The 21,573-nt window shown below is 41.5% G+C and carries 13 protein-coding genes; 8 read left to right on the top strand and 5 right to left on the bottom strand.

Translation table 11 applies throughout. The annotated features are described in order from the left end of the window. Positions 1 to 48: 48 nt before the first annotated feature. The 4 genes from SORDD25_RS06825 to galE form a co-directional block, all read right to left on the bottom strand. Complete coding sequence (locus SORDD25_RS06825) at positions 49 to 801, bottom strand: iron ABC transporter ATP-binding protein (RefSeq protein WP_061853120.1); 753 nt, start codon at positions 799 to 801, stop codon at positions 49 to 51. Then, a complete protein-coding gene (locus SORDD25_RS06820; RefSeq protein ID WP_061853119.1) occupies positions 798 to 1,754 on the bottom strand; it encodes an iron chelate uptake ABC transporter family permease subunit in 957 nt (318 codons plus the stop codon). The genes SORDD25_RS06825 and SORDD25_RS06820 overlap by 4 nt, the downstream gene beginning before the upstream one ends. After that, complete coding sequence (locus SORDD25_RS06815) at positions 1,744 to 2,703, bottom strand: ABC transporter permease (protein WP_061853118.1); 960 nt, start codon at positions 2,701 to 2,703, stop codon at positions 1,744 to 1,746. The genes SORDD25_RS06820 and SORDD25_RS06815 overlap by 11 nt, the downstream gene beginning before the upstream one ends. Before the next feature lie 143 nt (positions 2,704 to 2,846). Continuing rightward, a complete protein-coding gene (gene galE, locus SORDD25_RS06810) occupies positions 2,847 to 3,845 on the bottom strand; it encodes a UDP-glucose 4-epimerase GalE (protein WP_061853117.1) in 999 nt (332 codons plus the stop codon). A 294-nt stretch (positions 3,846 to 4,139) separates the two neighbouring features. Between galE and pepA the strand changes: the two genes are divergently transcribed. Together pepA and SORDD25_RS06800 are read left to right on the top strand one after the other, a co-directional pair. Continuing rightward, positions 4,140 to 5,204, top strand: a complete 1,065-nt coding sequence (gene pepA / locus SORDD25_RS06805; RefSeq protein WP_061853116.1) for a glutamyl aminopeptidase — start codon at positions 4,140 to 4,142, stop codon at positions 5,202 to 5,204. A 21-nt stretch (positions 5,205 to 5,225) separates the two neighbouring features. After that, complete coding sequence (locus SORDD25_RS06800) at positions 5,226 to 5,522, top strand: bacteriocin immunity family protein (RefSeq protein ID WP_061853115.1); 297 nt, start codon at positions 5,226 to 5,228, stop codon at positions 5,520 to 5,522. 339 nt (positions 5,523 to 5,861) lie between these two features. Here SORDD25_RS06800 and SORDD25_RS06790 read toward each other — a convergent pair whose 3' ends face one another. Next, entirely contained in the window at positions 5,862 to 7,493 is a 1,632-nt protein-coding gene (locus SORDD25_RS06790; RefSeq protein ID WP_061853113.1) for a Na/Pi cotransporter family protein, read from the bottom strand. A gap of 332 nt (positions 7,494 to 7,825) precedes the next feature. On the opposite strand from SORDD25_RS06790, the gene SORDD25_RS06785 reads away from it, so the two are divergent. The 6 genes from SORDD25_RS06785 (at position 7,826) to glnA (ending at position 21,014) form a co-directional block, all read left to right on the top strand. After that, on the top strand, positions 7,826 to 12,283 hold the full coding sequence (locus SORDD25_RS06785) for an endo-beta-N-acetylglucosaminidase (RefSeq protein WP_061853112.1): 4,458 nt from the start codon (positions 7,826 to 7,828) through the stop codon (positions 12,281 to 12,283). A 247-nt stretch (positions 12,284 to 12,530) separates the two neighbouring features. Continuing rightward, positions 12,531 to 13,730 (top strand): phosphoglycerate kinase, encoded by a 1,200-nt coding sequence (locus SORDD25_RS06780; RefSeq protein ID WP_061853111.1) that lies wholly within the window; start codon positions 12,531 to 12,533, stop codon positions 13,728 to 13,730. A gap of 169 nt (positions 13,731 to 13,899) precedes the next feature. Further along, positions 13,900 to 18,537, top strand: a complete 4,638-nt coding sequence (locus tag SORDD25_RS06775) for an antigen I/II family LPXTG-anchored adhesin (RefSeq protein ID WP_061853110.1) — start codon at positions 13,900 to 13,902, stop codon at positions 18,535 to 18,537. A 133-nt stretch (positions 18,538 to 18,670) separates the two neighbouring features. Continuing rightward, a complete protein-coding gene (locus SORDD25_RS06770; protein ID WP_000119887.1) occupies positions 18,671 to 19,198 on the top strand; it encodes an FUSC family protein in 528 nt (175 codons plus the stop codon). Positions 19,199 to 19,274: 76 nt separating this feature from the next. After that, positions 19,275 to 19,631, top strand: coding sequence for a transcriptional repressor GlnR (gene glnR / locus SORDD25_RS06765; protein ID WP_061853109.1), 357 nt, complete (start codon positions 19,275 to 19,277; stop codon positions 19,629 to 19,631). Between the two features lie 36 nt (positions 19,632 to 19,667). Next, on the top strand, positions 19,668 to 21,014 hold the full coding sequence (gene glnA / locus SORDD25_RS06760; protein ID WP_001122883.1) for a type I glutamate--ammonia ligase: 1,347 nt from the start codon (positions 19,668 to 19,670) through the stop codon (positions 21,012 to 21,014). Positions 21,015 to 21,573 lie beyond the last annotated feature (559 nt).

Below are 21,573 nucleotides of genomic sequence, written 5' to 3'. Positions count from 1 at the left end.
GCTTGTTAGCTAAGAGGCAGAGGGCTCTCTAACATGAATTCAGAATAGCTAGCTATAGATACAGATTTTTTTGCCATTGATATCAGCTAGCGTGATGGGAATCTCATAGAGTTGACTGAGCAGGTCAGCCTGCATGATTTGAGCAGTCGTTCCCTTGCAAAAGACTTGACCGTCCTTGAAGGCAACAATTTCATCCGCATATTGGCTAGCCATGTTGATATCGTGGAGGACGATGATAATGGTTTTGCCAAGTTCCTCCACCAGTCGCCGAAGGATCTGCATCATGCTGACGCTTTGCTTGATATCGAGGTTGTTGAGCGGTTCGTCTAGCAAGATAAAGTCAGTATCCTGAGCTAGTACCATGGCGATAAAGACACGTTGCAACTGTCCACCAGACAGACTATCGATGTAGCGGTCTTTTAAGCTTGTCAGTTCCAGATAGTCCAGAGTTTCTCGGATTTTTTCCCAGTCCTCTGCTCTCAGTCTACCTCGACTGTAGGGAAAACGTCCAAAGCTGACCAGTTCTTCTACAGTCAATTTGGCTTGGTAATTAATCTTCTGCTTTAGGATGGTGAGCTCTTTGGCCAGTTCTTGCGAATTCCAGCTCTCGATTTCACGGCCTTTGATACTGAGAATTCCCTGATCTTTCTTGGTCAGTCTGCTCATGATGGAGAGGAGAGTCGATTTCCCGGCGCCGTTTGGACCAATAAAGGCTGTCAGTTTCTGAGGACTGACTTCAAGGGAAATGTCTTGCAAAATATCCTGTTTTTGAATGGATTTGTCAATGTTTTCCAGTTTCACCGACGGGCCCTCCTGTAAAGTAAGATAAAGAATAAGAGACCACCCACGCTCTCGATGATCATACTGATGCGAATTTCCAAAGCAAAGACTCGTTCAATGAGGGCTTGCCCCAAGGTCAAACTAATAAATCCGATCAGAATGGCTACGATAAAGAGCAACTTGTGTCGATAATCTTTGACAATCAGGTAAGTGAGATTGGCCAGCATAAAGCCGAAGAAGGCCATAGGCCCTACCAAGGCAGTGGCTGTTGAGGTCAAGAGCACGATGCCCCAGAGGAGTTCTCTCTGTTCTTTTTCAACATCGAGTCCCAGTATCTGAGCCGTTTCTCTTTGCAGGTGCAAGACATCCAGAACGACTGCTTTTCGAAAGAAAAAGATTGTCAAGGCGAGGATGATCAGAGAACCGATGGCTAGGATGGAAGTGTTGAGATGCTGAAAGGAGGCAAAGAGACTGTTCTGCAGTTTATCGTATTCATTTGGATCCATCAGGACTTGGAGGAAGGTACTGATATTTCGAAAGAGACTTCCGAGTGCTAGACAGATCAGCAGGATGAAGACCAGATCTTGCTTCATCAGCTTCTTCAAGTAGCCTTGTAAGGCGAGAAAGAAGAGGGATTGAAGCAGAAGCAAGACTAGAAATTCTAAGATTGGAGACTTTCCAAGCTGTAGAAATTTGCTTTCAAATATCAGTAGCAGGGTCTGTAGCAAGACATAGAAGGATTCGATACCCAAAATACTTGGCGTTAGAAAGCGATTTTCCGTCAGGGTTTGAAAACTAATGGTCGAAATCCCTGTCGCGATGGCTACCAAGAGATAAACGATGATTTTTTGGGAACGCAGCTTCCAGGCAAAGGCAGACAGGTTAGTGATGGGGCAAAAGTAGAGGAAACAAGCTCCGATGGCCAGAATAATGAGAAGCCAGAAGAGCTTGGTATGTTTGCTTTTAAACTGCATCTTTTCGTCCTCCTCTCCAGAGAAGTAGGATAAAGACGAGGCTACCGATGATTCCTAGTAGGAGACTGACAGACAGCTCATAGGGCCGAATCAAGACTCGAGAGAGGATATCGCAGGCCAGAACCAGATTGGCTCCGACCAGAGCGACGATGAGTTTGGTTTGGCTCAGATTATCTCCATAGCGCTTGCGGACAAGATTGGGAACGATGACTCCGAGAAAAGGCAAGGCACCTACAGTAATCATGGTGACACTTGTCGTTAGTGCCACTAGAAAGAGGGCCAGCTTTTCCAGTAGGGAGTAAGAAATCCCCAAACTCTCACTGGTTTCCTTGCCCAGATTCATGATGGTGAAGGTCTTAGACAATTTCCAAACGGCTATCAGGATGATGAGTCCTAAGAAGAGCCACTCATACTGATGGGTCTGAATCATGGAGAAGGAGCCCTGGGTCCAGGCCGTCATACTCTGAACCAGATTGAAACGATAGGCAATAACTTCTGTGATAGAACCGATAATCCCACTATAGATGATCCCGATCAAGGGTAACATCCACCTTTCCTTTACAGAAAAAATAGTCATAAAGGCCAGGAAGAAGAGGGTAAATAAAATGGATGAGCCAAAAGCAAAGAGCATCTTTTGGGTCAGACTCGCAGACGGAAAGACAAAGAGGCTTAACACCATTCCCAGTTTGGCGGCTTCAGTCGTTCCGACTGTACTCGGAGCAGCAAACTGGTTTTGAGTAATGGTCTGCATGAGGAGTCCTGCCATACTCATACTAGAGGCAGTCAGGAGAATGCTAATGGTCCTTGGAAGACGGGACTCTTGAAAGAGAAGCCAGGTCTGCTGCTCGAAAGCAAAGAGTTTTCCCCATGAAAAATCACTGGTTCCAATGCTAATAGAGAGAAAGACTAGGAGTAGAAGTAAGCCAATTAAATAATGAGAAAGTTTCATACCCCGTCCTTTCAAATAGATTTGGTATCGAAAGATACCCGCGGATATTACTGTAACACGATTTCTTTAATCTGTCAATAAATTTTCTGACAATTTAATAAATAAGACAAGGAGAGAGCGCCAAGGCTTTCTCCTTTGTTATCCTATTCCAAAATGTTTTTGCCTTCTTTAACACGCCAACGATAATCTGATAAAATAATATCTTCGAGGGAGTAGCTAGCCTGCCAATCAAGGTATTTTTTAGCTTTTGATGCGTCTGCTAGGACGCTTGCTGGGTCACCAGCACGACGAGCAACAATCTCGTGTGGGATTTTTTGATCCAGTAGTTCTTCAGCAGTTTTAAAGATTTCTTTGACGGTATAGCCTTTTTCAGTTCCTAAGTTAAAGATTTGAGAAGAACTGTTTTCTTGAAATAGGTAGTTCATTCCTTTAACATGAGCCTGTGCAAGGTCCAAGACATGAATGTAATCACGAATACATGAACCGTCACGTGTATCGTAGTCATCTCCAAATATTTTTAGGCTATCATTTTGTCCCAATGCGGTCTTGTTGATATTTGGAATGATATGAGTTGGATTTTTCACGCGCAGACCGTTTGAAGCATCCATTTCAGCCCCAGCAACATTAAAGTAACGGAAAATGACATATTTCCAATCGTAGCGATTGGCCATCCAGTAAATCATTCGTTCGCCCATCAATTTTGTTTCTGCGTAAGGATTGACAGGGTCGAGCAGGGTATCTTCAGTCGCCGGCTTGTCAATACAGTTATTACCATAGAGGGAAGCAGTTGAAGAGAACATGATTTTTTGAATGCCAACTTCAGATAAGACTTTGAGAACTTGGTTCATACCCGCAACATTGGCAGTGAAGTATTTACTTGGATTTTCAATACTTTCGCTCACAACAATCTCACCTGCACAATGGAGAACAGCGTCAATCTTGTTTTCTTCCAAGTAAGTTTTTAAGGCACTAGCATCATAAACATCCAGTTGTTTAAAGCTAGCACGACTATCTACAGCTGAACGATTTCCTGTAGAGAGATTATCTAGAACATGTACCTGATAGCCAGCATTTAAAAGAGCTTTAACGGTATGGGAGCCAATGTAGCCAGCTCCACCTGTAACAAGAATTGTTTTAGTCATGATTTTTTCCTTTTCCTAGTTTTGTACTATTTTAAAGAAATAAGAAGGCAAAGTCAACTATTTTCTGCAAATTTCATGAAAAAACTGAACGAATATAGCATTGAATTGTTTTGTGTTTGGGAATTAAGCTTTGGGTTGGTCTTGGAATAGTTCTTAGATTTCACCTCACATGCAAGAAAATACAAGCTTTTTCTAAGATACAGTAGGACTAAGATACTAATTTAGAAATCCACCTTCCCGCTACCCTTCTCCTATAAAAAGTGGTAAAATGGATGAAAGAAAGAAGGAACTGAAATGACAACATTATTTTCAAAAATCAAAGAAGTAACAGAACTTGCTGCGATCTCAGGTCATGAAGCACCTGTTCGTGCCTATCTTCGTGAAAAATTGACACCGCATGTGGATGAAGTGGTGACAGATGGCTTGGGTGGCATTTTCGGGATTAAACATTCAGAAGCTGCAGATGCACCGCGCGTCTTGGTCGCTTCTCACATGGATGAAGTTGGTTTTATGGTCAGCGAAATCAAGCCAGATGGTACCTTCCGTGTCGTAGAAATCGGTGGCTGGAATCCTATGGTGGTTAGCAGCCAACGTTTCAAACTCTTGACTCGTGACGGTCGTGAAATTCCTGTGATTTCGGGTTCTGTCCCTCCACATTTGACTCGTGGTAAGGGTGGACCAACCATGCCTGCTATTGCAGATATCGTCTTTGATGGTGGGTTTTCGGACAAGGATGAGGCAGAAAGTTTTGGCATCCGTCCAGGTGATACCATCGTACCTGATAGTAGCGCAATCCTTACAGCCAATGAAAAAAATATCATCTCAAAAGCTTGGGACAACCGCTACGGGGTTCTCATGGTGAGCGAGCTAGCTGAAGCTCTTTCAGGCCAAAAACTAGGAAATGAACTCTATCTTGGTTCTAACGTCCAAGAAGAAGTTGGTCTTCGTGGTGCTCATACTTCCACAACTAAGTTTGACCCAGAAGTCTTCTTAGCAGTGGACTGTTCACCAGCAGGTGACGTTTATGGTGGTCAAGGCAAGATTGGGGATGGAACCTTGATTCGTTTCTACGATCCAGGTCACTTGCTTCTCCCAGGGATGAAGGATTTCCTTTTGACAACGGCTGAGGAAGCTGGTATCAAGTACCAATACTACTGTGGTAAAGGCGGAACGGACGCTGGCGCAGCTCATCTGAAAAATGGTGGTGTCCCATCTACAACCATCGGTGTCTGCGCTCGTTATATCCATTCTCACCAAACTCTATACGCTATGGATGACTTCTTAGAAGCGCAAGCTTTCTTACAAGCCTTGGTGAAAAAATTGGATCGTTCAACGGTTGATTTGATTAAAAATTATTAAACATAAGGGGGGGGGCTCGGGATGGCAGAACCAAACCTAGAAAGCCTTATAAAAGATCTCTATAATCATGCCCGTCAGGGCTTGAGTGAAGATTTAGTCGCTGCTCTCCTAGAGACTGCTAAGAAACTGCCTACTACAAATGAGCAGTTACTAGCAGTCCGTCTCTCAGGACTGGTCAATCTTGAATTGTTCAGAAATCCCAAACACCCAGCACCTGAATTGATCAACTTGGCTCGCTTTATCAAAAGAGAAGAAGCTAAGTACAGAGGAACCGCGGTTTCTGCTATTATGTTTGGAGAGCTATTTAAAATGCTTTGATTCCATTGTGAATTAAAGCATTTTTCTATATGACAGAAAAGCAATTCTTGGTTATACTCAATGAAAATCAAAGAGCAAACTAGGAAACTAGCCGCAGGTTGCTCAAAATACCGTTTTGATGTTGTGGATAGAACTGACGAAGTTAGTTCAAAACACTGTTTTGAGGTTGCAGATAGAACTGACGAAGTCAGCTCAAAGCACTGCTTTGAGGTAGCAGATAAGACTGACGAAGTCAGTTACATATACCTACGGCAAGGCGACGTTGACGTGGTTTGAAGAGATTTTCGAAGAGTATTAGGAGAAGAAAAAGCCATCCTGTTCAGGATAGCTTCTTGGATATTAGATTTGTTCAGCGATGACCTTTTCAGCTAGGTTCATAGCGTGGTCAGATACACGAGTATAGTGGGAAATGATGTCGATAAAGTTGACCCCAGCTTGTGTTGAACACTCACCCTTGTTAAGGCGTTTGATGTGGGTCTTTCTGAGAACACGTTCCATATTGTTGATTTCTTTATGGCGTTCAATCAGACTTTGAGCTTTTTCGATATCATTGTTTTCCACGCTATCAAGGGCATCCTTGATAAAGCCAGTAGTTTTTTGATAAATATCAGCCAATTCCTGCAAAGCAGCCTCAGAGAACTCGACATTCTTACGTTGAAGGTAGTCGGTCAGATTGATTAGGGCTTCTGCATGATCTCCAATCCGTTCCAAATCACGGGATGAATCCAGGATGTTGGTGAGCACTTCACTTTCTTTCTGGCTAAGGGCTTCACTTGAAAGAGTAATGAGGTAACGAGTCAATTTTTCATCAATGGTATTGATGGCTTCTTCGGTCTTGTGGCCTTTTTCAGCAACCTTTTCATTAAGGTCAATGATGTAGTTGTATGAAAGGTCAAAGGCTTTAGAAGCATAATTTCCTAAGTGAAGGAGTTCTTTCTTCGCATTTCCGAGAGCGATTGATGGAGCTTGTTTAATCAAATGCTCATCAAGATAAAGCGGCTCGTACTTGACAACTTCATCTTCACCAGGGATGAGCTTGGTTACAAAGTAGGCCAAGGCTCCGATGAATGGAAATTGTACAATGGTGTTACTTACGTTAAAGGCACCGTGAGAGAAGGCGATGGTCATCTCAGGTGAGAGGTGAAGGAGTGCCTGGAAGTACTCGATCATAGCAGTAAAGGGGCCTAATAGGATTAAGCAAAGAATAGTTCCTAAAACGTTAAAGGTAACGTGGGTTGCCGCAACGCGCTTTGCAGAGACATTGGCTCCAGCTGCGGCAATGATAACGGTTAAGGTTGTCCCGATATTATCCCCGAAGAGAACTGGTAGCGAACCTTTAAGGTCAAGGAACCCACCTGCATAGAGGCCTTGCAAAATCCCGATTGTAGCCGAGGAAGCCTGGATGAGGACGGTAATCACTGCACCAGCTACTACTCCTAAAATAGGATTTTGTCCCAAGGTTACCATATATTCCTTGAATTGTGGTAAATCTTTAAGCGGACTCATGCCGGCACTGATGAGATTAAGGGCGTAAAAGATTCCCCCGACACCAAACAGGATGCGCCCGATATTGTTTGCTGTTCTGTTTTTTGTAAAGAAGAGGAACATGGTTCCAAGGAAAATCAAGGGTAAAGCATACTCACCTAGTTTGAAACCGATGATAAAGGAAGTAACGGTGGTTCCGATGTTGGCTCCCATGATAATTCCGATAGCCTGTCTAAGAGTGAGAAGACTAGCGCTGACCAGCCCAACCGTGATAACTGTAACCCCTGTACTTGACTGAATCAGGGCAGTCACGACGATTCCGACTAGAACGCCTAAAAAGGGATTGCTAGTGTACTTGTCAATGTAAAAACGAAGGCGATCTCCAGCAGCTTGTTGCAAACCGTCTCCCATGGTCTTGATACTGTATAAAAACAGTCCTAGACCTCCTAAAAAGTGAAATAAAATTTCCTGCCAATTAATGGACATTTCTTTTTCCTCCGAAAAATAATAACGGAATTTCTCCTATTCTATTTTAAAGGATAAAAGTAAATCTCACAAGTGTTTAGCTGAAATTTTCATAAGAAACAAGAACTTTCTTTTAAAATGAGAGATAGATTCCCTTTAAGATAGATGATTTATAGGATTGTGTCCAAATTTTACTGATTATTATCCTAGTTATAGTTTTTATGTTAAATAGATTGACATCGCTTTCATATAGGATAAAATGAAGATGATCCTGTTCTGGTGGTGTGCACTGAGAACAGTTACTTTTTATCAAAAAGTAAAGCGCTTACTTTATATTTTATTAGGAGGATAAGATGAAAAATCTATTTTTTGAAAAACGTTGCCGTTACAGTATTCGTAAGCTGTCAATCGGGGCTTGTTCCTTGATGATTGGTTCAGCTCTATTTGCGAGTCCAGCTCTTGCCGAACAAGTCGCAGTCCCTGAAACAGCTGCAAATACGAGCGTCCAAGCTACAAGTACTAGTGAGACAACTAATCCAGATACTGCAGCTATCGAAAAACAATTAGAGGAAACTGAAAACAAAGTAGCTGAGCAACCAATTTCAGAAAACACTCCAGCAATAGCTGATTTGGTTAATGAAAAAGAAGAAGCAAAGCCAGCTCCGACAGATAAAACTGAAAAACCTGCTCAACCAACTGACAAAGAAGGAGTCAAGCCTGAGGAAACTCCTCAAGTGGCTGACAATAAAGCTGACAAACCAAGTCTAGCAGACGTTCCTAAAAATGAAGAGAAGAGTCTCCGACCAAAAGAAATCAAGTTTGATACTTGGGATGATTTGTTGAAATGGGAACCAGGTGCGCGTGAGGATGATCCCATCAATCGATCCTCAGTTGAACTCGCCAAGCGCCATAGAGGTCAGTTGGTTAACGAAAAAGCAAGCAGAAGAGCTAAAGTTCAGGCGCTAGCAAATACCAACTCAAAGGCTAAAGACCACGCTTCTGTTGGTGGAGAAGAATTCAAGGCCTACGCCTTCGATTACTGGCAATACTTGGATTCAATGGTCTTCTGGGAAGGCCTAGTCCCTACTCCAGATGTCATTGATGCCGGGCACCGCAACGGAGTTCCCGTTTATGGAACCCTCTTCTTCAACTGGTCAAACAGTATTGCCGACCAAGAGAAGTTTGCTGAGGCTTTGAAGCAAGATGAGGATGGCACCTTCCCTATCGCACGGAAACTTGTCGATCTTGCTAAGTACTATGGCTTTGATGGCTATTTCATTAATCAGGAAACAACGGGGGAATTGGTAGAACCTCTTGGTGAAAAAATGCGCCAATTCATGCTCTATACAAAAGAATACGCAGCTAAAGTCAACCATCCAATCAAGTATGCTTGGTACGATGCCATGACCTACAAATACGGTCGTTACCACGAAGATGGTCTAGGTGATTACAACTACCAGTTCATGCAAAAAGAAGGAGACAAGGTACCTGCAGATCAATTTTTTGCCAATTTCAACTGGAACAAGGAAAAGAATGACCACTCCGTAGAGATGGCCAAATGGCTAGAACGTAGCCAGTATGATGTCTTTGCAGGCTTAGAATTGCAACAAGGTGGATCATATAAGACCAAGGTCAACTGGGATGCTCTCTTAGATGAGAATGGCAAGTTGCGCTTGTCACTTGGACTTTTTGCGCCGGATACGATTACCAGTCTAGGAAAAACAGGTGAAGACTACCACAAGAACGAAGACATCTTCTTTACAGGTTATCAAGGGGATCCAACGGCTCAAAAACCAGGAGATAAAGAGTGGTATGGAATTGCCAATTTAGTTGCGGACCGCACTCCAGCAGTAGGCCGGACTTTCACTACCTCTTTTAATACAGGTCATGGTAGAAAGTGGTTTGTAGATGGCAAAGTTTCTAAGGATTCTGAGTGGAACTACCGTTCTGTTTCAGGTGTCTTGCCAACATGGCGCTGGTGGCAGACTTCAACGGGGGAAAAACTTCGTGCAGAATATGACTTTACAGATGCCTACAATGGCGGAAACTCCCTTAAATTCTCAGGTGATGTAGCTGGTAAGACGAACCAAGATGTGAATTTGTATTCTACTAAACTAGAAGTAACGAAGAAAACCAAACTTCGGGTTGCCCACAAGGGAGGAAAAGGCTCTAAAGTTTATATGGCCTTCTCTACAACACCAGACTACAAATTTGAGGATGCAGCCGCATGGAAAGAGCTAACACTTTCTGATAACTGGACAAATGAAGAATTTGACCTTAGCTCACTAGCAGGTAAAACCATCTATGCAGTTAAACTCTTCTTCGAACATGAAGGTGCTGTAAAAGATTATCAGTTCAACCTAGGACAATTAACGATTACGGACAATCACCAAGCGCCACAAGCACCTACAGGTCTCTCAGTAGTGAAACAGTCTCTTAAGAATGCTCAAGAAGCTGAAGCAGTTGTTCAATTTACGGGTAACCAAGATTCAGATTTCTATGAAGTCTACGAAAAAGACGGTGACAACTGGCGTTTGTTGACAGGTTCATCTGCTTCAACCATCTACTTGCCAAAAGTTAGCCGTTCTGCTAATGCGACTGGTACGACTCAAGAATTGAAAGTCGTTGCAGTTGGTAAAAATGGGCTCCGTTCTGAGGCTGCAACTGCGTCATTCAACTGGGGGATGACTGTTCAGGATACAACTCTCCCAAGACCTTTGGCTGAAAATATTGTTCCAGGGGCAACGGTTATTGGTAGCACTTTCCCAAATACTGAAGGTGGTGAAGGCATCGAAGGTATGTTGAACGGTACCATTACAAGTCTGTCAGACAAGTGGTCTTCAGGACAATTGAGCGGTAGTGTCGATATTCGTTTGACTCAACCACGTCGTGTTGTCAGATGGGTTATGGATCATGCGGGAGCTGGTGGAGAATCCGTAAACGATGGTTTGATGAATACCAAGGACTTTGATCTTTATTATAAAGATACAGATGGCGAGTGGAAACTAGCTAAGGAAGTCCGTGGCAATAAAGCGCACGTGACGGATATCGCTCTTGATAAACCAATCACTGCCCAAGACTGGCGTTTGCATGTCATTACATCTGATAACGGAACACCTTGGAAGGCCATTCGTATCTACAACTGGAAGATGTACGAAACCTTGGACACAGAAAGTCAAAATATTCCAATGGCTAAGGTAGCTGCCCGTTCACTTGGAAACCATCAAGTTCAACTTGGTTTCTCTGATGTTCCAGCTGGTGCAACTATCACCGTTTACGACAAGGCAGATTCACAAACACCAATTGCAACCTTGAAGTCTGAAACTGGAGGCGACTTGGCAACAGCACCATTGGGCTTTGACAAGCAACCAACTCTCCTCTACTATCGTACCCAACTACCTGGCAAAGAAATCAGTAACACCTTGGCTGTAGCGATTCCACAGGATGAAAGAAAAATTGCTGCAGTTAGTCTCGAAAAAGGACCTAAGAAGACGGTTTATAAAGAGGGAGAAAAACTGGACCTAAGAGGCGGAACACTCCGTGTTCAATACGAAGGGGGACAAGCCGATGAGCTGATTAACCTTACTCACTCAGGTGTGACGGTATCTGGATACGATGCTCATCAAAAAGGGGAACAAAACCTAACACTTCAATACCTTGGTTTACCAGTGTCAGGTGATCTGAAAGTCCAAGTGACAGGACAGGATGAAGGAAAACCAAAAGAAGTAGCAGGTTTGTACATTACGAAGAAACCAAAAACAGACTATCTAGTAGGGGACCAACTGGATCTCTCTGAAGGTCGCTTTGGTGTCCTCTATGATGATGAGACGGAAGAAAGTCATGCCTTTACGGATCAAGGTGTTGAAATCACGGGCTATGATGCTCAGAAGACTGGACGACAAACCTTGACCTTGCATTACAAGGGACACACTGCTGAGTTCGATGTCTTGGTTTCTCCAAAAGCAGCTGTCAACGATGAGTACCTCAAACAAGAAATCACTGCTGCCCAAGGTCGTCAGTCAACCCTTGCCTACACCTTCTCAAGTGAGGACAAACAAGCAGCACTAGTAGAGAAGCTCACTGCAGCCAAAACTGTAGCAGAAAACCACAATGCTAGCCAAGAAGAAGTCAACCGGGCTTTGAATGAGTTGAAACAAGCAGGGACAGACTTGGATGGAAATCAACGTTATCAGACTGCTAGAGAAGAATTGGAAGGTTTGCTCGAATCCGTCCGTGAAAAAGATCCTAAAGCTGAGTTAATTGCCCAAGCAGAAGCTTTATTATCTTCACAAACGCCAACTCCTCAAGCTTTTGCGGAAATGAAAGAAAAGCTGAATAAGAAACTAGCTCTTACAGAAGAAAGCCATCATGTTGGAAGTATGGATCCAAATGAAGTGGCTCCAACGGTTGAGGCCCTCCCTGAACTAGTTATTGAAACTGAAACAACAGCCTTTGAACGTCAGGAGCGACCAAACGCCGAGCTTCTCAAAGGACAACGCCGTGTTGTGCAAGCTGGAGTTGAAGGTCAAATTCGTCGTCTAGTAGAAGTAGATGTCCAAGGCAATCGCACCCTTCGTTCAACTGAAGTTCTCAAGGAAGCTGTCCCAGAAATCACAGAAGTTGGAACAAAAGAAGAGCTAGACTCACAAACAACAGACCAAGCGTCTTTAGCAGCATCGGTAAAAGTTGAAAAGGCAACAAATCAACTTCCAAATACTGGTGTAGAAACAGATGCCAGTCTAGTATCACTGGGACTCCTCGGAGCAATGAGTGGCTATGGCTTGATTGCTAGAAAGAAAAAAGAAGACTAATCGATTTAGAATTCTTGGATTTCCTCATAACAACTAAAAACAAGGTTTGGCTGCAAATCAGTCAGGCCTTGTTTTGATTATTTTATCTCTCATTGATTACTTATTTGATAAGGTTTTTCTAGATTTGATTTTAAAAAATCCTAATTTCAGTTGCAAGAAAGAACAAGAAAAGTTTAGGGTTTTTCTATCTCTTTTGCTGATTTTGTGATATAATTAACACGTATAAAAAAAGAAGGAGTCATATCAAATGGCAAAATTAACTGTTAAAGACGTTGACTTGAAAGGGGAAAAAGTTCTCGTTCGTGTTGACTTCAACGTACCTGTTAAAGATGGCGTGATTACCAATGACAACCGTATCACTGCAGCTCTTCCAACTATCAAGTACATCCTTGAACAAGGTGGACGTGCAATCCTCTTCTCTCACCTTGGACGTGTAAAAGAAGAGGCAGACAAAGAAGGTAAATCACTTGCTCCTGTAGCTGCTGACTTGGCTGCTAAATTGGGACAAGAAGTTAAATTTATCCCAGGTGTTACACGTGGTGCTGAATTGGAAGCCGCTGTTAACGCTCTTGAAGATGGACAAGTTCTCTTGGTTGAAAACACTCGTTTCGAAGATGTTGACGGCAAGAAAGAATCTAAAAACGATCCTGAACTTGGTAAATATTGGGCATCACTTGGAGATGGCATCTTTGTAAACGATGCATTCGGTACAGCTCACCGTGCACACGCATCTAACGTTGGTATCTCAGCAAACGTCGAAAAAGCAGTTGCTGGATTCCTTCTTGAAAACGAAATTGCCTACATCCAAGAAGCAGTTGAAGCTCCAGAACGTCCATTCGTAGCAATCCTTGGTGGTTCAAAAGTTTCAGACAAGATCGGTGTTATCGAAAACTTGCTTGAAAAAGCTGATAAAGTCCTTATCGGTGGTGGGATGACTTACACATTCTACAAAGCACAAGGTATCGAAATTGGTAACTCACTTGTAGAAGAAGACAAATTGGATGTTGCAAAAGCTCTTCTTGAAAAAGCAAACGGCAAATTGATCTTGCCAGTTGACTCAAAAGAAGCAAACGCATTTGCAGACTACACTGAAGTGAAAGACACTGAGGGTGAAGCAGTAGACCCAGGTTTCCTTGGTTTGGATATCGGTCCAAAATCAATCGCTAAATTCGACGAAGCTTTGACTGGTGCCAAAACAGTTGTATGGAACGGACCTATGGGTGTATTTGAAAACCCTGACTTCCAAGCTGGTACAATCGGTGTCATGGATGCTATCGTGAAACAACCAGGCGTGAAATCAATCATCGGTGGTGGTGATTCAGCTGCCGCAGCCATCAACCTTGGACGTGCAGACAAGTTCTCATGGATCTCTACTGGTGGTGGAGCTTCAATGGAACTCCTTGAAGGCAAAGTATTGCCAGGATTGGCAGCTTTGACTGAAAAATAAATAGTTTAACTAAAAGAAGATGGTGTGACCATCTTCTTTTTAATTTAATTTATAAATATGTGGAATTTTTCTATAAATAAAAAGAAAAAAGAGTAAATATTTGCATCCTGCCTTGTAAAATGCTAGTATAAGAAGTAACGACTAAATTTAGATAAGGAAAGGGATTAAAATGAAAAATAAAAAAGAAGTCTATGGATTTCGTAAAAGCAAAGTTGCGAAAACGTTGTGTGGTGCTGTTTTAGGAACTGCTTTGATTGCTTTTGCAGACAAAGCAGTATTTGCTGATGAAGTTACAGAGACAACTAGTACAAGTACAGTTGAGGTAGCTACTACAGGAAACCCAGCTACAAATCTACCTGAAGCTCAGGGGGAAATGAGCCAAGTTGCCAAAGAAAGCCAAGCTAAGGCTGGTTCTAAAGACTCAGCTTTGCCAGTAGAAGTATCATCAGCTGATTTGGATAAAGCAGTTGCTGATGCAAAATCTGCAGGAGTTAAGGTAGTTCAAGATGAAACAAAAGACAAAGGAACAGCCACAACTGCTACAGAGAATGCTCAAAAACAAGATGAGATTAAAAGCGACTATGCTAAACAGGCTGAAGAAATAAAGACAACAACTGAAGCATATAAAAAAGATGTTGCAGCTCATCAGGTTGAAACAGATAAAGTCAATGCTGAAAATAAAGCAGCGGATGACAAGTATCAAAAAGATCTAAAAAGTCATCAAGAAGAAGTTGGGAAAATCAACACTGCCAATGCAACAGCTAAAGCAGAGTATGAGGCTAAGCTAGCACAATATCAAAAAGATTTAGCAACTGTCAAAAAAGCAAACGAAGATAGTCAACAGGATTATCAAAATAAACTTTCAGCTTACCAGACAGAATTAGCTCGAGTACAAAAAGCTAATGCTGAAGCTAAAGAGGCTTATGATAAAGCAGTAAAAGAAAATACTGCGAAGAATGCAGCTCTTCAAGCTGAAAATGAAGCGATTAAACAACGTAATGAAACTGCAAAAGCAACTTATGAAGCAGCGAAGAAGCAGTATGAAGCAGATCTTGCAGCTATTAAGAAAGCCAAGGAAGATAATGATGCTGATTATCAAGCTAAATTAGCAGCTTACCAGACAGAATTAGCTCGAGTACAAAAAGCTAATGCGGAAGCTAAAGAAGCTTATGATAAAGCAGTGAAAGAAAATACAGCTAAAAACACAGCAATTCAAGCAGAAAATGAAGCGATTAAACAACGAAACGAAACAGCCAAGGCAACTTATGAGGCTAAAATAGCACAATACGAAAAAGACTTGGCAGCAGTCAAACAAGCGAATGCAGCTAATGAAACAGACTACCAAACTAAGTTAGCGGCTTATCAGACAGAACTAGCTCGCGTTCAAAAAGCAAATGCTGATGCAAAAGCAGCCTATGAAAAGGCTGTTGAAGACAATAAGGCAAAAAATGCTGCGATTAAAGCTGAGAATGAAGAAATCAAGCAACGTAATGCCACGGCTAAAACAGATTATGAAGCTAAAGTTGCGAAATATGAAGCAGACCTTGCCAAGTATAAGAAAGAGTTAGCAGAGTATCCAGCTAAATTAAAGGCATATGAAGATGAGCAGGCCAAAATTAAGGCGGCTCTTGAAGAACTTGAAAAGAATAAAGATAAAGATGGTTACTTGTCTAAGCCATCTGCTCAGAGTTTGGTTTATGATTTAGAATCGAATGCTCAACTGGACCTTAAAACAGAAGGAAAACTTCTTACAGCAGCAGCAGTTGATGAAGCCTTTAAGAAAGACACAGTACAATATGGCAAGAAAAATCTTCAGTTAGACAATCTCAATGTCAAGAACTTGGAGAACGGTGCGACTACTTCTTCAGTGGAATTGTATGGTAATATTGGAGACAAATCAGACTGGACGACCAATGTAGGGAATAAAACAGAAGTTAAATGGGGCTCTGTTCTTCTAGAACGTGGGCAAAGCGTAACTGCAACTTATACCAACCTTCAAAATTCATACTACAACGGTAAAAAGATTTCCAAGATTGTTTACAAATATACTGTAGATCCTTCTTCGCAATTTAAAAATCCTAGTGGAAAAGTTTGGCTGGGAATCTTTAGTGATCCAACTTTGGGAGTCTTTGCTTCTGCTTACACTGGTGATGTTGAAAAAGGTACTTCAATTTTCATTAAAAATGAATTTACCTTCTATGATGAAAATGACCAACCAATTAATTTTGACAATGCCCTTCTTTCTGTAGCATCTCTAAATAGAGAAAATAATTCTATTGAGATGGCCAAGGATTATACTGGTAACTTTATTAAAATTTCCGGTTCATCTGTTGGAGAAAAAGACGGAAAGATTTATGCCACAGAAACTCTTAACTTTAAACAAGGACAGGGTGGAGCTCGCTGGACAATGTATAAAAATAGCCAGCCTAATTCAGGATGGGATTCATCAGATGCTCCAAACTCTTGGTATGGTGCAGGAGCAATCAGCATGTCTGGTTCAACTAACCGTGTTACTGTCGGTGCCATTTCAGCTACTTTAGTAGTTCCTTCTGATCCAGTTATGGCGGTTGATACAGGTAAAAGACCAAACATCTGGTACTCACTCAATGGTAAGATTCGTGCGGTTGACGTTCCGAAAATTACAAAAGAAAAACCAACTCCACCTGTAGAACCAACTGCACCACAAGCTCCTACTTATGAAGTGGAAAAACCATTGGAACCAGCTCCAGTAGCACCAAGCTATGAAAATGAGCCAACTCCACCAGTTAAGACTCCAGATCAACCAGAGCCATCAAAACCAGAAGAGCCAACATATGAGACAGAGAAACCATTGGAGCCTGCTCCAGTAGCACCAAGTTACGAAAATGAGCCAACTCCACCGGTTAAGACTCCAGATCAACCAGAGCCATCAAAACCGGAAGAGCCGAACTATGAGACAGAAAAACCATTGGAACCAGCTCCAGTAGCACCAAGCTACGAAAATGAGCCAACTCCACCAGTTAAGACTCCAGATCAACCAGAACCATCAAAACCGGAAGAGCCAAATTATGATCCATTGCCAACTCCGCCTGTAGCACCAACTCCTAAACAGTTACCAACTCCTCCAGCGGTGCCGACAGTACACTTCCATTATAGTAGCCTGATGGCGCAACCTCAAATTAATAAAGAAATTAAGAATGAGGATGGAGTAGATATTGATCGTACTCTCGTTGCTAAGCAGTCTGTAGTGAAGTTTGAGTTAAAAACAGAAGCTTTAACTGCAGGACGTCCAAAAACAACTTCGTTTGTATTGGTAGATCCACTTCCAACGGGCTATCAGTTTGATTTGGAAGCGACCAAGGTTGCAAGCAAAGGTTTTGAAACAAGCTATGACAAAGCTAGTCACACTGTAACCTTTAAGGCTACTGAGGAGACCTTGGCTGATTTCAATGCAGATTTGACAAAATCCTTTGAGACTCTATATCCAACTGTTGTTGGTCGTGTCTTGAATGATGGAGCGACTTATACGAATAACTTTACATTGACAGTCAACGATGCCTACGGTGTTAAGTCAAACATTGTTCGTGTAACGACTCCAGGTAAACCAAACGATCCTGACAATCCAAATAACAACTACATCAAGCCTTTGAAAGTTAACAAGAACAAGCAAGGTGTGAATATTGATGGCAAAGAAGTTCTAGCTGGTTCAACGAACTACTATGAACTCACATGGGATTTGGACCAATACAAGGGAGATAAATCGTCTAAAGAAGCAATTCAAAACGGTTTCTACTATGTGGATGATTATCCAGAAGAAGCCTTGACCCTTCAACCAGAATTGGTTAAGATTCGTGATCTAGAGGGCAACCTTGTATCAGGTATCAGTGTTCAACAATATGATAGTTTAGAAGCTGCACCTAAGAAGGTTCAAGAGCTGTTGAAGAAAGCCAACATCACTGTTAAAGGTGCTTTCCAACTCTTCTCAGCTGATAATCCAGCTGAATTCTACAAGAACTATGTAACAACAGGAAAATCATTGCTAATCACAGATCCGATGACAGTTAAACCTGAATTTGGTCAAACGGGTGGTAAGTATGAAAACAAAGCCTACCAAATTGATTTTGGAAATGGCTATGCTACAGAAGTAGTTGTCAACAACGTACCAAAAATCACACCGAAAAAAGATGTGACAATCAGTATGGATCCAAGTAGTGACAATATCGATGGTCAAACCATTCCGTTAAACCAGTACTTCAATTATCGTTTGATTGGTGGTTTGATTCCACAAAATCATTCTGAGGACTTGAATGACTATAGTTTTGTAGATGATTATGACCAAAAAGGTGATCAATACACTGGAAATTATAAAGTTCTTGCCAAGGTTGATATCCGATTGAAAGACGGTCGTGTTATCAAGGCAGGGACAGACTTAACAGCTGAAACACAGGTTGAACATGATCAAGATAAGGGAATGATTACAATTCGCTTCAAGGAAGAATTCCTTCAAGAGATTCAGTTGGATTCTCCATTCCAGGCTGAGACTTATATTCAAATGAAACGAATTGCTGTCGGAACCTTTGAAAATACCTATGTAAATACTGTGAACAAAGTTGCTTACGCTTCAAATACAGTTCGCACGACAACGCCAGAACCTAAGAAACCAGAGGAGCCAACAACTCCTAATCCTAATCCAAATCCAAAAGGGAACCCTACTCTACCTCAAACAGGTACAAATGATTCAAGCTACATGCCATATCTTGGTCTAGCAGCTTTAGTAGGAGTTTTAGGACTTGGTCAGTTGAAACGTAAAGAAGACGAAAGCAAGTAAGCTCTAAAAGTTAAATAGAAAAGAGGAACTCTGTTTCCTCTTTTTTATATCCAGAAATTAAAAACGCTTCCTATTGATTTTCACTCATAAAATCAACTAATTTATGTTAAAATGGTAGTAGAAAGTTGAGATTATGAGTTATTTTAAAAAATATAAATTTGATAAGTCACAGTTCAAGCTTGGTATGCGAACTTTCAAAACGGGGATTGCTGTATTTATAGTTCTCTTGATTTTTGGTTTTTTTGGCTGGAAGGGGCTTCAAATCGGAGCATTAACAGCGGTCTTCAGTCTACGAGAGAGCTTTGATAAGAGTGTCCATTTTGGAACTTCGCGTATCTTGGGAAATAGTATTGGCGGTTTTTACGCCCTTGTCTTTTTCCTCTTAAACACTTTATTTCATGGAGCCTTTTGGGTAACCTTACTAGTTGTTCCGATTTGCACCATGTTAACCATTATGACAAATGTAGCCATGAACAACAAGGCAGGAGTTATCGGTGGTGTAGCGGCTATGTTGATCATTACCCTATCAATACCGAGCGGAGAAACATTTTTGTACGTGTTTGCACGTGTATTTGAAACATTTATGGGAGTTTTTGTCGCAATTCTTGTGAATTATGATATTGAGCAACTGAAACTCTTTTGGGAGAAAAAAAGAAAATAATGTTACATTTTATGACATTATTCGTTGACGTTTGTCTTTTTTTAGACTATAATAGACAGGAAGAAGGAAATTGTAAATGAAGGAAAGAGAATTTCGCCGAAATATGGCTGTTTTTCCTATCGGCAGTGTTATGAAATTGACCGATCTCTCGGCGCGTCAGATTCGTTATTATGAAGATCAAGAGTTGATTAAACCTGATCGAAACGAAGGGAACCGTCGCATGTATTCTTTGAATGACATGGATCGTCTACTTGAAATCAAAGATTATATCTCTGAAGGTCATAATATTGCTGCGATTAAGAAAAAATATGCTGAACGTGAGGCGAAATCCAAGAAAGCAGTGAGCCCAACGGAAGTGCGTCGTGCGCTTCATAATGAGCTCCTCCAGCAGGGACGCTTTGCTTCAGCGCAGTCACCTTTTGGTCGCGGTTAGGCAATCGCAAGTAGTCAAAAATTAAGGAGTAAACACATGCCAATCACAGCTGCAGATATTCGTCGTGAAGTCAAGGAAAAAAATGTTACCTTTATTCGTCTCATGTTTTCAGATATCTTGGGGACGATGAAAAACGTCGAAATTCCTGCTACAGATGAACAGTTAGACAAGGTCTTGTCAAACAAAGCAATGTTTGATGGCTCTTCTATTGAAGGTTTTGTACGTATCAATGAATCAGATATGTACTTATACCCAGACTTGGATACATGGACAGTCTTCCCTTGGGGAGATGAAAATGGAAGTGTTGCAGGTTTGATCTGTGATGTCTATACAACAGAAGGCGAACCATTTGCAGGCGACCCACGTGGCAACCTCAAACGTGCTCTTCGCCATATGGAGGAAGTAGGATTCAAATCCTTCAACCTTGGTCCAGAACCAGAATTCTTCCTATTTAAGTTGGATGAAAATGGGGATCCAACACTTGAAGTAAATGACAAGGGTGGCTACTTTGATTTGGCGCCTACTGACCTTGCGGACAATACACGTCGTGAAATTGTGAATGTCTTGACCAAAATGGGATTTGAAGTAGAAGCGAGTCACCACGAGGTTGCGGTTGGACAACATGAAATTGACTTCAAGTATGATGAAGTCCTCCGTGCCTGTGACAAGATTCAAATCTTTAAACTCGTTGTTAAAACCATTGCTCGCAAACACGGTCTTTACGCAACCTTTATGGCGAAACCAAAATTTGGTATCGCTGGATCAGGTATGCACTGTAATATGTCCTTGTTTGATGCAGAAGGAAACAATGCCTTCTTTGATCCAAATGATCCAAAAGGAATGCAGTTGTCTGAAACAGCCTACCATTTCCTTGGTGGTTTGATCAAGCATGCTTACAACTATACTGCTATCATGAACCCAACAGTTAACTCATACAAACGTTTGGTTCCAGGTTATGAAGCACCTGTTTACATTGCTTGGGCTGGTCGTAACCGTTCGCCACTTGTGCGCGTACCGGCTTCACGAGGTATGGGAACTCGTCTTGAGTTGCGTTCAGTGGACCCAATGGCAAACCCATACATCGCTATGGCTGTTCTTTTGGAAGTTGGTTTGCATGGTATTGAAAACAAAATCGAAGCACCAGCTCCTATCGAAGAGAATATCTACATCATGACAGCAGAAGAGCGTAAGGAAGCTGGAATCACTGATCTTCCATCAACGCTTCACAACGCTTTGAAAGCTTTGACTGAGGATGACGTGGTCAAGGCAGCCCTAGGTGAACACATTTACACTAGCTTCCTTGAAGCCAAACGTATCGAGTGGGCTAGCTATGCGACCTTTGTTTCACAATGGGAAGTTGATAATTATCTTGATTTGTATTAAGAACATAAAAAAGATTGTCTAATTGGATAATCTTTTTTATTATTGCAATTTTTTAAATGCATTTTGATACTATTCTTAGTATATATAATATGGTGAATTGAGCAAAAATGGATCATTAGTTGAATTGATTAAAAAGTAATAATATTCTGAAAAAACTCAGAATAATATTCCCGTAATCCTATCTCGAGAATCTCTCTAATGTATGAAATAGTAGGTTTTTAACATTCTAAAAAAAATTTACAATTTGACAACATATTTCTTGAAATACTAATTAGTAAATGATAAAATATCATTTGACATGAATGAGGTTTAGCTCTCGCTTTTATAGATTGATATATTATTTAATTGAAACTTATTCATGATATTTTACTATTATAAGAAAGGAGATTTTGTGTAAAAAAGACAGATGGTGGTTTCTGTTTTAAGAGATGGAGTCATCATAGCTTTAGCGGTGGGTTTAATTTATTTCACTAGACCCACTAAGGATGGAGATATAGGGGCGTCTTCAATTTTGCAATCAACTTCAAGTGATGAGAACAATTCAACTTTGAGTTTAAAA

Source organism: Streptococcus oralis (assembly GCF_001579525.1).
GTDB lineage: Bacteria > Bacillota > Bacilli > Lactobacillales > Streptococcaceae > Streptococcus > Streptococcus oralis_M.
This window is presented reverse-complemented; position numbering and strand designations above follow the sequence as displayed.